At 67.0% G+C, this 14,218-nt stretch carries 11 protein-coding genes; 5 read left to right on the top strand and 6 right to left on the bottom strand.

Going from position 1 to position 14,218, the window contains the following annotated elements; translation table 11 throughout:
* Positions 1-2 precede the first annotated feature (2 nt).
* From IAE41_RS12680 to IAE41_RS12670, 3 genes are all read right to left on the bottom strand, one after another.
* Positions 3-1,991 (bottom strand): prolyl oligopeptidase family serine peptidase, encoded by a 1,989-nt coding sequence (locus IAE41_RS12680; RefSeq protein WP_200733367.1) that lies wholly within the window; start codon positions 1,989-1,991, stop codon positions 3-5.
* A gap of 70 nt (positions 1,992-2,061) precedes the next feature.
* Positions 2,062-4,050 carry a S9 family peptidase gene (locus tag IAE41_RS12675; protein WP_200733366.1) on the bottom strand — a complete coding sequence of 663 codons (1,989 nt, stop codon included), beginning with the start codon at positions 4,048-4,050 and terminating at the stop codon, positions 2,062-2,064.
* A gap of 181 nt (positions 4,051-4,231) precedes the next feature.
* Entirely contained in the window at positions 4,232-4,867 is a 636-nt protein-coding gene (locus IAE41_RS12670; protein WP_079221037.1) for a LysE family transporter, read from the bottom strand.
* A gap of 137 nt (positions 4,868-5,004) precedes the next feature.
* On the opposite strand from IAE41_RS12670, the gene IAE41_RS12665 reads away from it, so the two are divergent.
* The 3 genes from IAE41_RS12665 (at position 5,005) to IAE41_RS12655 (ending at position 7,050) form a co-directional block, all read left to right on the top strand.
* Positions 5,005-5,910 (top strand): LysR family transcriptional regulator ArgP, encoded by a 906-nt coding sequence (locus tag IAE41_RS12665; protein WP_200733365.1) that lies wholly within the window; start codon positions 5,005-5,007, stop codon positions 5,908-5,910.
* A gap of 65 nt (positions 5,911-5,975) precedes the next feature.
* Entirely contained in the window at positions 5,976-6,560 is a 585-nt protein-coding gene (locus IAE41_RS12660) for a hypothetical protein (protein WP_200733364.1), read from the top strand.
* A gap of 43 nt (positions 6,561-6,603) precedes the next feature.
* Positions 6,604-7,050, top strand: coding sequence for a GNAT family N-acetyltransferase (locus IAE41_RS12655; RefSeq protein ID WP_200733363.1), 447 nt, complete (start codon positions 6,604-6,606; stop codon positions 7,048-7,050).
* Positions 7,051-7,067: 17 nt separating this feature from the next.
* On the opposite strand, the gene IAE41_RS12650 is transcribed toward IAE41_RS12655, so the two are convergent.
* The 3 genes from IAE41_RS12650 to IAE41_RS12640 form a co-directional block, all read right to left on the bottom strand.
* On the bottom strand, positions 7,068-8,033 hold the full coding sequence (locus tag IAE41_RS12650; protein ID WP_200733362.1) for a hypothetical protein: 966 nt from the start codon (positions 8,031-8,033) through the stop codon (positions 7,068-7,070).
* A gap of 81 nt (positions 8,034-8,114) precedes the next feature.
* Positions 8,115-8,612, bottom strand: a complete 498-nt coding sequence (locus IAE41_RS12645; protein ID WP_152027045.1) for a hypothetical protein — start codon at positions 8,610-8,612, stop codon at positions 8,115-8,117.
* Complete coding sequence (locus IAE41_RS12640) at positions 8,597-9,718, bottom strand: PAAR domain-containing protein (RefSeq protein WP_234458487.1); 1,122 nt, start codon at positions 9,716-9,718, stop codon at positions 8,597-8,599. Before IAE41_RS12640 ends, IAE41_RS12645 begins: the two co-directional genes overlap by 16 nt.
* 216 nt (positions 9,719-9,934) lie before the next feature.
* On the opposite strand from IAE41_RS12640, the gene mqo reads away from it, so the two are divergent.
* Positions 9,935-11,623, top strand: coding sequence for a malate dehydrogenase (quinone) (mqo, locus tag IAE41_RS12635; protein WP_200733360.1), 1,689 nt, complete (start codon positions 9,935-9,937; stop codon positions 11,621-11,623).
* Positions 11,624-11,878: 255 nt separating this feature from the next.
* Positions 11,879-14,074, top strand: coding sequence for a TonB-dependent siderophore receptor (locus IAE41_RS12630; RefSeq protein WP_200733359.1), 2,196 nt, complete (start codon positions 11,879-11,881; stop codon positions 14,072-14,074).
* The last annotated feature ends 144 nt before the right edge of the window (positions 14,075-14,218 follow it).

Genomic DNA, 14,218 nt, shown 5'->3' with positions numbered 1-14,218 from the left:
GCTCAGGGCGCCTTGGCCTTGTCCGCCGCTGCAGGTGCTGTTGCGGCGGTGGCGCCCCCCAGGCTGCGTGCGAGGAACGCCAGCAGCCGGGTGTAGTAGTCGCGCCGGTTGGCGTCGCCATACAGGCCGTGCCCTTCGCGCGCGTAGTAGGCCGCTTCCACCGGCACCCCGGCCTGCTTCAACGCCGCTTCCATGCGCTCGGTGTGCTGCACCGGCGCACGCTGGTCTTCGCGCCCCGCCGCCAGCAGCACCGGCACCTTGATCCGGGCGGCCAGGTTCACCGGCGAAACCTCCGCCAGCGTTGCCGGCTCGCCCAGCCAGTCGCGCAGGTAGTTCACGCCCGAGGTGCGGTCCTGCACATCGCCGCGCTTGAACATCAGCGGCAGGTCGTACACGCCCACATAGCCGGCCGCGCAGCGGTACAGCGCCGGCTCGCGGGCGACCCCCATCAGCGCGGAGTACGCGCCGTAGCTGGCGCCGTAGATGCAGATGCGCCGTGCATCGGCGATGCCTTCGGCGATGGCCCAGCGCGTGGCATCGGTGACATCGTCCTGCATGGCGCGGCCCCATTGCTTCGCGGCGGCCTGGGTGTGCGCGCGGCCATGATTGCCCGAGCCCCGGAAGTTGACCTGCAGCACCGCATAGCCGGCCGCCGCCAGCAACTGGTTGTCGCGCTCGAAGCTGCCGTCGTCGAACTCGCCGATGGGGCCTCCATGCGGCTTCACCACCATCGGCAGCCCGCGGCCATCGCTGCCGTGGGGCACGGTAAGGAAGCCGTGCAACGGCATGCCATCGCGTGCGGCCAGGGTGACAGGACGCACGCTGGCACCGCCGTCGCGGTCGAACCAGCGGTTGCGCGCGGTCAGGAACGCCGCTTCGCGGGTGGCCGTATTGAACAGGAACCAGTCACCGGGATTGTGTCCCGAGTCGACCTTGACCAGGATGCGCGCATTGTCACGGGTGGCCGACAACAGGCTGACCACGTGGCCAGGGAAGGCTTTTTCCAGCATGCGCTGGATGCGCGCGGTGGGCGACTGCTCATCGAAGAACGCGCTGCGCGGCGCCGCACCCACGAACTGCACACCGACCGGCACCCGTGTGCCCGGCTGGTGGATGATGTAGGTCGGATCGACCGCTGCATCCTGCAGCAGAGTGCGGCGCTCGTTGGTCTGCGGATTCCAGCTGACCACCACATCGGGCCCGCTGGCCTGCTGCACCACCAGGTAGGCCAGCTGGTTGTCGGCGGAAAAACCGATCGGACGTTCAATGCGGTAGCTGCTGTCTTCGTCGTTGAGCAGCGTCCAGCGGCCATCATCCTGGCGGTAATACAGCTTGTTGACGTTGTCTTCGCCAGCGCCACGGGCGAAGCGCAGCACGCCCGCGTTGTCGGTGGTGAACGTGGCCCGCTGCACCGGCGAGCGCGAGACCAGCACGCGGCGGCCGGTGACCACATCCAACCGTTCCAGCCGTGCACTGGTGTCATTGGCAAACGGCCACAGCGAGATCAGCACGTTGCGGTCATCGCCCTGCAGCGGGTCGGCGAGGAAGGCCGCCACCGGCTCCACCCTGCGGCCGCTGACCAGGCCCGGCTCGTCCGGGCGTGCGCGATAGCCGACCAGCAGGTCACCGCGCTTGCCGTTGGCATCCATGGCATACAGCTCGCCGGTGGGCCGCGGCGCGTCCAGCGCGCCCCACTTCTCGGCCAGGCCGATCAGCAGGCGGTTGTCACTGACCCAGTCGACGCTGTCGGCGTGGTTGTTGCGCGGCGGCCGGAAGTTGCCGACCAGTTCCATGGTGCTGGTGCGCAGGATGGCGACCGCGGTCGCATCTTCCAGCGGCAGGGTCATCGCCAGGTACTCGCCGGTGGGCGAGAACTGGATGTCATTGAACTCGGCGCGGCGCAGGTAGTCGTCCAGCGCGAGCTCGGCCGAACGGGCCTGGCCCGCGCCGCACAGCGCCAGCATCCCGGCCAGCAGGAAAGAAGGTTTCATGGTGTCCCCTGGCCGGGCAGCCGTGGCTGCCCGGCATGCTGAAGCGCACGCGCGGCGTGCGCGGTTGGACTTACGGAGCCTTGCCGCTGCCCTTGGGCGTGGCCGCACTGGCAGTGGCCCCACCCAGGCTGTTGGACAGGAATGCCAGCAGGCGGGTGTAGTACTCGCGGCGGTGCTCAGGGCGGTAGAAGCCATGCCCTTCGGTGCTGTAGTACAGCGCCTCGACCGGCGAACCGACCTTCTTCAGTGCCGCCTCCATGCGCTTGGTGTGCTCGATGGGGGCGTTCTGGTCTTCGCCGCCGGCGGCCAGGAACACCGGCACCTTCACCTGCGCGGCCAGCGTCGTAGGCGAATAGGCGCCAAGGGTCTTGGGATCACCCATCCAGTCGCGCAACCAGGTCAGGCTCCAGTCGGCCGACTGCGCCGCGCCCTTGGTGAAGCGCAACGGCAGGTCGTAGATGCCGACGTAGCCCGCCGCACACTGGTACAGCCCCGGCTCGCGGATGGTGCCCATCAGCGCCGCATAGCCACCGTAGCTGGCACCGTAGATGCAGATGCGGTCCTTGTTGGCGATGCCTTCGGCGATGGCCCAGCGGGTCGCGTCGGTCACATCGTCCTGCATGGTCCTGCCCCACTGCTCGGCCGCCAATTGCTTGAACGCGCGCCCCTGGTTGCCCGAGCCGCGGAAGTTGACCTGCAGCACGGCATAGCCGGCATCCGCCAGCAGCTGCGTTTCCGGATCGTAGCTGCCGTCGTCGAAGACGTTGATCGGCCCGCCGTGTGGCACCACCACCATCGGCAGGTTGCGGCCGTCACTGCCGTGCGGCAGGGTCAGGAAGCCATGCAGGGTGAGCCCGTCGCGCGACTTCAGCGAGAACGGACGCACGCTGGCGGCAGCCTTGGGGTCGATCCACTCACTGCGGCTGATGAGGAACTCGGCGTTCTTCGCCTTGGTGTCGTACAGGTAGAACTCGCCCGGAATGCTGCCCGACCACGTCTGGACCACCACCTTGCTGCCATCGCGGGTGCTGGACGTGATGAACACCGGACCACCGAAGGCGGCTTCCAGGCTGCGGTACTGCCGCGCGTCCGGGCCCTGCTCGTCAAAGAAACGGGTGCGCGGGGTGTCGCCCAGGATCAGGGCACCGACCGGGACACGGGTGCCGGGCTGGTAGATCACCCGGGAAGGATCGAACTGCTCGTCGCGCAGCACCTGCACGCGCTCTCGGGTCTGCGGGTTCCAGCTGACGATCGCATCGGGGCCCTGCGGCTGCTGCACCTGCAGGTAGGCCAGCGTGCCATCGGCGGAAAAACCGATCGGGGTATCGACCCGGTGGGTCAGGCCTTCATCGTTGATCAGCTCCCACTGCGCGCCATTGCTGGCGCGGTAATAGAGCTTGCTGATGTTGTCCGATGCGGCACCGTGGGCGAAGCGTACGTTGCCCTGCGCATCGGTGCTGAAGTCGGCACGCTTCACGGGCGAGCCGGAGACGCGCACGCGCTGCCCGGTCTGTACGTCCAGCCGCTCGACACGGGTATAGGGCTCATCGGAAAACGGCCACACGGCGATGAGGACGTTGCGGTCGTCACCGGGCAGGTCGTCGGTGAGGAAGGCCGCGACATCCTCGACCTTCTTCGGCTGGATGCGCGTACCGAGGCCGCGGCCCTGCACGCGGTAGCCGACCAGCAGCTCGCCGCGGTTGCCATCGGCGTTGACCGCATACAGTTCGCCGGTGGGCCGCGGCTGGTCCAGCGCGCCCCATTTTTCGGCCAGGCCGACCAGCACGCGGTCGTTGCTCACCCAGTCGAAGCTGTTGGCATGATTCTTCGCCTGGGGCCGGAAGACGCCTGCCGGCTTGCGGTCGGAGGTACGCAGGATCACCAGCGCAGTCGCATCCTCCAGCGGCACCGTCGCGGCCAGATAGTCACCCCCGGGTGACAGCTTTACATCGGTGAACGATTCCTGCTTCAGGTACCGGTCCAGGTCCACCCCGCCGCTACCGGCCGATACCCCACCGGCCACCGCGCACAACAGCGCGGCACTCATCATCCTGCGCATCCTTCCCCCTGTTGCTGCCGGACACCCTGTCCAGCCTCCGCGATTCTAGGCAGGCGGCGGCCATCGCCGCCAGTGGCGGTGCAGCAACGGCAGAAAAAACGGCGGCACCGTTGCCGGTGCCGTCGCTGCCACTACCTTGGAGAGAGTAAGGACGTGGGGTTCGGGATGGCCTGCGCCGGGGTCAGTGGACCCCGCGCACCGCCAGGGTGAGGGCCAGGATGCTGAGGATGACGGCGATGGTGCCGTCGAGCACGCGCCAGGTGCTGGGCTTGGTGAACAGCGGTGCCAGCAGGCGGGCACCCAGGCCCTGTGCGGTCAGCCACAGGCAGCTGGCGGTGACCACGCCGGCGGCGAACGCCATTCGCGCATTGCCGAAGTTCTCGGCAATCGAGCCGATCACCATCATGTCCAGCCAGAAATGCGGGTTGATGAGCGAGAAGCCGACCGCGGCCAGCAGCACCGCGCGGCGGCTGCCGTCGTCACTGTCAGCCTCGCCCATGCCACCACCACCGGCGAAGGCACGGCGCGCGGACTTGACCGCATACCAGGCCAGGAAGGCCACACCGGTCCACAGCACGGCACTGGTCAGCCACGGCAGCGCCGAGGTGAGCGTGCGCAGGCCGGCTACGCTGGCGAAGATGAAGATCGCATCGATGGCCGCACAGGTGGCGACCACCGGCACGATGTGCTTGCGCAGGATGCCCTGGCGCAGGATGAAGGCGCTCTGGGCACCGACCACGGCGAACAGGCCGACGCCGGTAGCTGCACCAGAGAACCAGGCACCGAGGCCGGTGCTGGCGGAGATGACCGAGAACATGGGATTCACTGCCTTGTCTTGCTGGGGGGACGGTGCCTCGCGGAGGCGGACAGCACCGGTACGGGCGCCATTGTCGCGCCGCACCATTTAAAAGACGAGCTAAACTTACTAAACCAACATTAGCGGAGCTTAATTCGATGCGCATCGACCATGCCCAGCTGCGGGCCCTGGCCGCGGTCATCCGCGAAGGCAGCTTCGACCGCGCCGCGCAGTCGCTCAATGTCACCCCCTCGGCCATCTCGCAGCGGGTGAAAGCGCTGGAGGACCGGATCGGCCGCCTGCTGGTGAAGCGTGGCACGCCGGCCACCGCCACCGCCGAGGGCCAGGTGTTGGTGCAGCTGGCTGAACAGACCGCGCTGCTGGAGCACGACGCCCTGCACCGCATGGGCCTGGCCGACGAGGACCTGCCGCAGGCCAGCATCCCGGTGGCGGTGAACCACGACAGTCTGGAAACCTGGTTCCCGCAGGCCGCGCAGCAGTTCGCGCAGCGCACCGGCACCACCCTCGACCTGCGCGTGGAGGACCAGGACCACACGGTGGAGCTGCTACGCCAAGGCACGGTGCTGGGCGCGGTGACCACGCTGGACGAGCCGGTGCAGGGCTGCCAGATCCATGCGCTGGGCAGCATCCGCTATGCGGCCACCTGCACCCCGGAGTTCCGCGAGCGCCATTTCGCCAAGGGCGTGACCGCGCAGGCGCTGGCGCAGGCCCCGGTGCTGGTGTTCAACCGCAAGGACGACATGCAGTCGCGCTTCGCCCGCCGGATGGCTGGCGATGAGCTGCCCAGCACGGCGCCGACGTGGTGGATTCCGTCCACCCGGGCCTTCGTGCAGGCCAACCTGGGCGGGCTGGGCTGGACGATGAACCCGCTGCCGCTGGTCAAGCGCCACCTCGATGCCGGGCGCCTGGTCTATGTGCGGCAGCGCGCGTGGGAGGACGTGCCGCTGTACTGGCAGCACTGGAAGGGCGATGTGCAGACGATGGCCCTGCTGACCCAGGCGGTGCTGGAGGCATCGAGCACGCTGGTCCGGCGCAGGCGGTGAGGGGTCGGATCCCGTGAGACCCGTTTCTGTGCCAGCATCACCGCAACCGACGAGGGAGCTGGGCGATGCAGACCGAACCGGTATTCCTGCATATCCGCGTGGTGATGGGCATCATCCTGGGCCTGTCGATCACCACGCTGCTGAAGGGCCTGGCGCAGATCATCGAGCACCCGCAGCGGCGTGGCTGCTCTGCCCTGCACCTGTGCTGGGTCGCGTGGACGCTGGTTTCGCTGGTCACCTTCTGGTGGTGGGAATTCCGCCTGATCGAGGTGCACCGCTGGACGTTCGAGACCTATCTGTTCGTGATCGGCTACAGCGCCACCTGGTTCCTGCTGTGCGCCCTGCTGTTTCCCGATGACCTGCGCGAATACGGCAGCTACGGCACGTACCTCATGCACCGCCGGCGCTGGATCTTCAGCGTGATCGCCACGCTGACCCTGCTGGACCTGGTGGATACCGCGATCAAGGGGCAGAGTCGCTGGCGGCTGCTGGGCGAGGCCTATCCGTTGCACACGGCGCTGATGCTGGTGGTCTGCGTGCTGGGCTGGAACCTGCGCACGGCGCGCGCACAGATGGTGCTGGCCGGGGTGGCACTGGCCTACCAGATTGGCTATTTCGCCGCGGAATACTTCACCATTGGCAGTGATTGAACACCCGCGCCCGGCATCGCCCGGCGCCACCTAAGGAGCACGGATGCCGATCCACTACCGCCCTGCACGACCCGATGATGCCGCCGCCTGCATCGACCTGCGCGGGCGCACCCGCGAGAACGCCTTCAGCGCCGCGCAGCTGGCCGAACTGGGCATCACCGTGGACAGCTGGGCCGCGGGCATTGCCGTGGGTGACTTCATCGGCCGCATCGCCGAAGACAACGGTACCGTGGTCGGCTACGGCTTCGCCGACTGTGACAGTGGCGAAGTGCTGGTATTGGCCCTGCTGCCGGACTACGAGAACCGCGGCATCGGCAAACGGCTGCTGCAGGAGGTGGTCGAGCTTGCCCATGCGGCCGGGCATTCGCGCCTGTTCCTGGCCTGCTCGGCCGATCCACGGTCCCGCTCGCACGGTTTCTATCGCTACCTGGGCTGGCGACCGACCGGTGAGGTGGACGAGGCCGGTGACGAGATTCTTGCACTGGGCTGACGCCTGGCCGGCTGACGCTATCGCTGGGGCTGCTGCGTGATCCTGATCCGGCGCTTTACGTGGTGTCCTTCTTTGCGCGGATTCTGTGGCGCGAGATTGAGCGAGAACTCCACGCTTGCATCGACCGGGTGCTGCGCGAATGCCTGCAGAACGTGCGGCATGATCGACCGGGTCATCCGGATCGACTCACCCGGCGCGAGCGGCACCAGTGCGTGGACAAGGGAACGATCCGGGCGTGGCGTGCGCAGCCAGGTCGACGCGCCGGACTGGTTGTCCGTCACCTGCGCTCGCGGCCCCATGCGGTGCAGGTAGCTGATTGGCAGCTGCACGCTTTGCTGGCCTTCATTGCGAAGTTCGAGTTCGACCACGATCTCCTCGCCGGTGAAACGGCAGGTCGGGTTGTCGATGCAACGGGCGGTGAGGACGATACTCCCAGCGGGCTCACCGGCAGTTGCGCCGCCCGGGACCGCCATGAGCGAAGCCTGCGCGCTGCCCGCCGGGTCGGTGATGCGCAGTTCGCTGCTGGCGATGTGGGCCCGGCCACCGCGCGCACCCGGCGTCAGGTTGACGCTGAACACTGCCGATACGTCGATCGGGCGCGGTGCGAAGCGGCTGATCTCCGTCGGCAGGATGCGCCAGGGGAACCGGAAGGACTGCCCCGGCCGCAGTGTCTGCAGTGACTTCAGCAGGCGCGCGTCGGGCGGATTGCTGGCCAGCGACGTTTCCTTGCCGGACTGGCGGTCCAGCAGCTTCACGCTGGGCCCCCGCCGGCGGTAGAACTCGGCCGGCACCTGCACGTCCTCGCTGCCGACATTGCGCAGCTCCAGTTCCACGCGGATGTCCTCGCCAAGGAAGTGACACGGCGCATTGTCGATGCAGCTGGCGTGGAGTTCGATCCCCGGGGGCGCTTCCTGGCAGGACGCGGCAAAAGGCGTAGCAGCCAGGGCAAGGGCAAGGGCAAGCCACACCGTGAGACGGGGCATGTGATCTCCTGGACGGTATCGCGGGCCCGCAGCTACACGTCGTGTCCGATGGTGCAGCACCGGCATGGCCGGGTCATGCAGTCATCCGGCCGGGTCGGCGTCGACCACTTTCAACTGCGCCTGGACCAGCTGGGCCTCGGCGCCCTGTGCACCGGGCGTCAGGTTGACCGAGAACTGCAGGGTCACGTCCATCGGGCGCAGGGCAAAGCGTGTCAGCTCCTGCGGCTTGATCGGGAAGCCGATGCGCAGGGACTGGCCCGCACGCAGCTCCTGCATCTGGTCCCGCAGCGCGGCGGCGGCCATGCCTGAGCGCAGCGCAGTGACCTTCCCCGAATGGTTGTCCTTCACCTTGACCGAGGGGCCGCGGCTGCGGATGTACTCCAGGGGCAGGGTCACAGACTCGCTACCGCCGTTGCGCAGCTCCAGTTCCACATTGAGCGTATCGCCCCGGAAACGGCACTGGGCATCGTCCACGCAGCGCGCATGAAGTTCGATCACGGGAGGGAGCTCCTTGCTGTGGGCCGGCAGCGCGGTGGCGGCGGCAAAAGTGGCGATCAATGAAATCACTTGACGGTACATGTTATCTCCCTGCCGATCTCGCGACTGAGAAGCTCGCGTACCTCGCGCGCGATGTTCCAGGCATGACGCGGCTTGGTCACAGCACAGTCCACTGCATTCATGATGGTCGCTGTCGGATCGGACAGCGCGCGCGAATCGGGAACCGCAACCAGCACTTCCGGATCAAACGTGCCATCGGGCTGGATGTAGCGCACGGTTTCCTCGTCCGGATCGTTGTACGAGTATTCATCCGGCACACCCAGTGTATGGGCGAATTCGTGGGCAAACGTCCACGGTGTGGTCGATACCGAAACGTCGATATCCGGGAACTCGACCTGCTCGCGGTCATAACTGCGGTGGATGACCAGCTTGTAGTCGCTGCCGCCCTGGACCCAGCGCACTTCGTAGCGGATGGGGAAGCTGCGGGTACCACACTCGGGGTCGTGCACGTCCAAGGTGAAACGTCCGTTCCAGAACTGCTCGATGCCCTGCTCCATGCGGGCCTTGGTCGCGGCGACCTCGGCAACGGTGACACCGGCCTGCGGCATCGGCTGCACCTTGATCGACACCACGACGTCCCCCTGCGCCTGCAGCGGAATCTCGATGCGGTAGCTGACCGGAAACAGGTAATCGTGCTTGTCGCCGTTGATGTCGTAGGCTTCGTAGTAACGACCGTCGACATCGCGATCGACCAATGCGTCGTGGTCCTTCACCCAGCACTGCGGTGCGACCGGCGCTTCCGGCGCGGCCGTACCCGGAGGCGCGAACGGCGGGGTCTGCAACGGCAACGTCTTCAGCAGCGGCGCCACGATGCCTGCCACCTTGGCCAGGGTGCCCAGCGCGGAACTGCTGCCACCACCACCTCCGCCGCCGGCAACGACATGCGCACGCTGCTGCTGGCCCGCCACCAGGGCGCAGCCACAACTGGCCTTGTCGCCATCGCGCGCCACTGGCTGGCCGTCGATCACCAGGCTCGCATCGCCACTGACGATGGAACCCGGCCCGTGGCGGGCACAGATCACCCGGTCCCCGACGCGGGCAACCGCGCGGCCTTCGATATCGGTATGGGGCGACCCTGAAAGGACCGAACCGCCCGTCTGCAGGGCGTCGCCAACTACGATCAGCATCCGTGACATCGGTGCGCGGCCCCTCCGTGGCCGGTCGTTGCGGGGTATCAGCCGCCTAGTGTAACGCGGTGGCCCGATGAGCGGGATGCTGCATCGCACCAAAACAAGACCAGAAAGGGTTAAAATCCCGACAGGGTGCTGCAAGGCATTGTTTCTTCACGCCATTTGCCGTCACGGCGCGCATCCTGCCCCCTTCCCCACGCCCAAGTCATTCCCATGAAGAAATTTGGCAAGGCTCTTATCGCCCTGCTCGTGCTGCTGATGCTGGCCGCCGCGCTGTTCCTGTACTGGCCGCTGACCCAGCGCTCGGTGCCCGCCGCCAGCAACGACAAGCCGGTCGACGTCGTCCTGGTCGGCGCCGGCATCATGAGCGTCACCCTGGCCACCTACCTGCAGGAACTGCAGCCGGACTGGAACATCCAGGTCTACGAGCGGCTGGACACGGTCGCCGGCGAAAGCTCGGACGGCTGGAACAACGCCGGCACCGGCCACTCGGCATTCGCCGAACTGAACTACACCCCGGAACTGCCCGACGGCAGCATCGAGACCAAGCGCGCGGTCGGCATCGCCGAATCGTTCGAGGTCTCGCGCCAGTTCTGGTCGCACCAGGTGAAGGAAGGCCGGCTGAGCCAGCCCAGCGACTTCATCAACCCGACCCCGCACATGAGCTTCGTCTGGGGCGATGACAACATCGCCTACCTGCACAAGCGCCAGCAGGCGCTGGTGAAGAACCCGCTGTTCTACGGCATGCAGTACTCGGAGGACCCGGCACAGATCAAGCAGTGGGCACCGCTGCTGATGGAAGGCCGCGACCCGAAGCAGAAGGTCGCTGCGACCTGGATGCCGCTGGGTACCGACGTCAACTTCGGCGTGATCACCCGCCAGCTGACCGCCGGCCTGCAGCGCAGCCCGAACTTCGGCCTGCACCTCAACCATGAAGTGCGCGCCCTGCGGCAGAACGCCGACAAGAGCTGGAACGTGACGGTGAAGGACCTCAAGGCCGGCACCGAGACCACCACCCATGCGCGCTTCGTGTTCATCGGTGCCGGTGGCGCCGCGCTGAAGCTGCTGCAGATGTCCGGCATTCCCGAATCGAAGGATTACGCCGGCTTCCCGGTGGGCGGCCAGTTCCTGGCGTTCCAGGGCGCGGACGTGACCTCGCGCCACCACGTGAAGGCCTACGGCATGGCCGAAACCGGCTCGCCGCCGATGTCGGTGCCGCACCTTGATGCGCGCAAGCTGGACGGCAAGCCGGTGATCCTGTTCGGGCCGTTCGCCCTGTACAGCACCAAGTTCCTCAAGCACGGCTCGTGGTGGGACCTGTATTCGTCGGTCAACCACAACAACGTCGGCCCGATGCTGTCGGTGGGCAAGGACAACCTGGACCTGGTGCAGTACCTGATGGGCCAGGCACGCCTGGACGATGCCGACCGCCAGGCCGAACTGGTGAAGTACTTCCCCAACGCCAAGCCCACTGACTGGAAGCTGGTGACCGCCGGCCAGCGCGTGCAGATCATCAAGCGCGACCCGCTGAAGGGCCCGGTGCTGCAGTTCGGCACCGAGATCGTGACCGACAAGGACCACACCCTGGCCGCCCTGCTGGGTGCTTCGCCGGGTGCCTCGACCTCGCCGCCGATCATGCTGGACCTGATGGCCAAGGCCTTCCCGGAGCAGATGAAGGCCGGCTGGGAGACCCGCCTGCGCGAGATCGTGCCGTCGTACGGCCGCAAGCTCAACGACAGCGCAGCGCTGACCAACGAGATCCGCACGCTGACCAGCCAGAGCCTGCACCTGCCCTACCTGGAGGTGCCGCTGGAGAACGCTGCGACGCCGGCGCTGGCCCCGGCCACTGCCCCGGCCGCGCCGGAAAAGCGCAACGCCAACGAGGAACTGCAGGCGCTGTAAGCCCGCACGTTCAACGCAGGACACGGACGGCCACCTTCGGGTGGCCGTTCGCGTTTGTGGGCCCAGGGCGCTGCCCCCTTCTGGATGCGCAAAGACCAATTCACCGTGTCACGAATTGTAATGTTGTTAAGAACGATTTACATTTGCGTCCCGCACGACGCCCGCATGCCCCCAGATGGATCTGAGCCCACCCGATGCCGCCGCCCGGGTGCTGGTTGACGGCTGCCTCCCCCCGCCCACGTCCTCGAGCTCTCCATGACCCTGCCTGCCCGTTCTTCCCTGCCCCGCCGTGCACTGCTGCCGGCCGCCCTGCTGTCCTGCCTTGCCGTGGCCGCGCCCGCCGCTTCGGCTGCCGACGCAGGTGCCGATGCCTCCGACGCCAAGACCCTGGACCGGGTGAGCGTGCGCGCCGAGCAGTCGGCGCCGCCGTCGAGCACTACCCGCCTGCCGATCACGCTGCAGGAAACCCCGCAGTCGTCCACGGTGATCGGCCTGGAGCGCCTGCAGAACGAATCGCTGTTCAGCATCAACGACGTGATGCGCAACGTCACCGGCGTCAGCGTGTCCTTCTATGACACCCAGCGCCCGCTGTACTACGCGCGTGGTTTTGCCATCACCGATTTCCAGGTCGACGGCATCCCGACCTACAGCGGCTCGACCAACCAGGAATACGACACCGCCTTCTACGACCGCGTGGAAGTGATCCGCGGTGCCAATGGCCTGCTCAGCGGCGCCGGCGTGCCGTCGGCCACGGTGAACCTGCTGCGCAAGCGCCCGGGCAAGGAGTTCGATGCCTCGTTCTCGGTCAGCGCCGGCAGCTGGGATTACCGCCGCATGGAGGCCGACGTGACCGCGCCGCTGACCGCCGACGGCCGCTTCCGCAGCCGCGTGGTCGCCGCCTATACCGATCGTGATTTCTATTACGACCGCTACAAGGAAGACAAGATGGCCGGCATGGCCGTGCTGGAAGGCGACCTGACCGACAGCACCACCGTCACCGTCGGCTACCAGACCCAGGACAACAACCCGGTGGGTTCGACCTGGGGCACCGTGCCGTTCTTCGACAGCCAGGGCAATTTCGCCCACCTGCCGCGCTCGACCAACCTGTCGCCGAAGTGGAGCTACTGGCAGCGCGAAACCAGCACCGTGTTCGCCAACCTGGAGCAGCGCTTCGGTGACGACTGGCTGCTGAAGATCAACACCTCCTACACCCGCGGCAACGTGCAGAACGTGCGCCTGTACGGCACCGGCAACCCGAACCCGGTGGACGGCTCGGGCATCTTCCTGCGCGCCGCCGCCGGCGATGCCGAAGACACCCGCCGCAACGTCGATGCCTACCTGACCGGCACCTTCAACCTGTTCGGCCGCGAGCACGACGTGACCCTGGGCACCCAGTGGTCGGACCTGGAAGCCACCACCCACACCACCACGCTCAACTTCCCCACCGACTGGGCACGCTGCGGCGGCGATCGCTGCTACTACATCCCCAACGTGTACGACTGGAATGGCGACATTTCCGAGGTGACCTACACCCGTACCGGTGGGCGCCGCGTGGCCAAGACCACCCAGAGCGGCATCTACCTGGCCACCCGCCTGCGCCTGGCCGATCCGCTGTCGCTGATTGCCGGCGCGCGCCTGAGCCGCTGGGAAACGCGCAGCCGTTCGTACAGCACCACCGGCGCCTACACCGGCACCAGCGGCGCCTACAAGGTCAGCGATGAAGTGACCCCGTACGTGGGCCTGGTGTACGACATCACCCCGAACGTATCGGCGTATGCCAGCTACACCGAGATCTTCAACCCGCAGAATTTCAAGGACAAGAACGAGAACCTGCTGGCCCCGGTGCAGGGTTCGAACGTCGAAGCGGGCATCAAGACGCAGTGGCTGGATGGCCGCCTGACCGCCAACGCCGCGGTGTTCGAAGCCAAGCAGGACAACTACGCGGTGCGTGACATGAGCGTGCCGGACAATTCGCTCAGCGATGGCACCTCGGCCTACATCGGCGTGAACGGCACCAAGGCGCGTGGCTGGGAAGTGGACGTCAACGGCGAGATCCTGCCGGGCTGGACGGTCAACGCCGGCTACACCCACGTCAAGGTGACCCGCGCCACCACCGACCTGCTGTATGCCAACCCGGCCGAAGACCTGCTGCAGCTGAACACCCAGGTGCGCCTGCCCGGCGCGCTGGACCGCCTGAGCGTGGGTGCCGGCGTGCAGTGGCAGAGCAAGGTGCAGGGCTACAACATCCCGTATCCGCTGGGCGGCACAGTGACGGTGAACCAGCCGGCGTACGCGCTGGTGCAGTTCAACGCCAACTACCGCATCAGCGACAACTGGACGGCGACGCTGAGCGTGCGCAACGCGCTGGACAAGACCTACTGGGCCAACCTGGACTACAACAACTACGGCGAACCGCGCTTCGTGGCGGCCAGCCTGCGCTGGAAGTTCTAAAGCGCCTGCAGAACGGTGGGTGCCGACCGTTGGTCGGCACTGTCATGCCCGGGGTCGGATCCCTTTCCACGGAAAGGGCTCTGACCCCACACAGGGCCTCCATCCACGCATGGCGTGGATCTACTGCGCAATCCCGGTGGGTGC

Source organism: Stenotrophomonas sp. S39, assembly GCF_016624665.1.
In the GTDB taxonomy this organism is placed as follows: Bacteria; Pseudomonadota; Gammaproteobacteria; order Xanthomonadales; family Xanthomonadaceae; genus Stenotrophomonas.
This window is presented reverse-complemented; position numbering and strand designations above follow the sequence as displayed.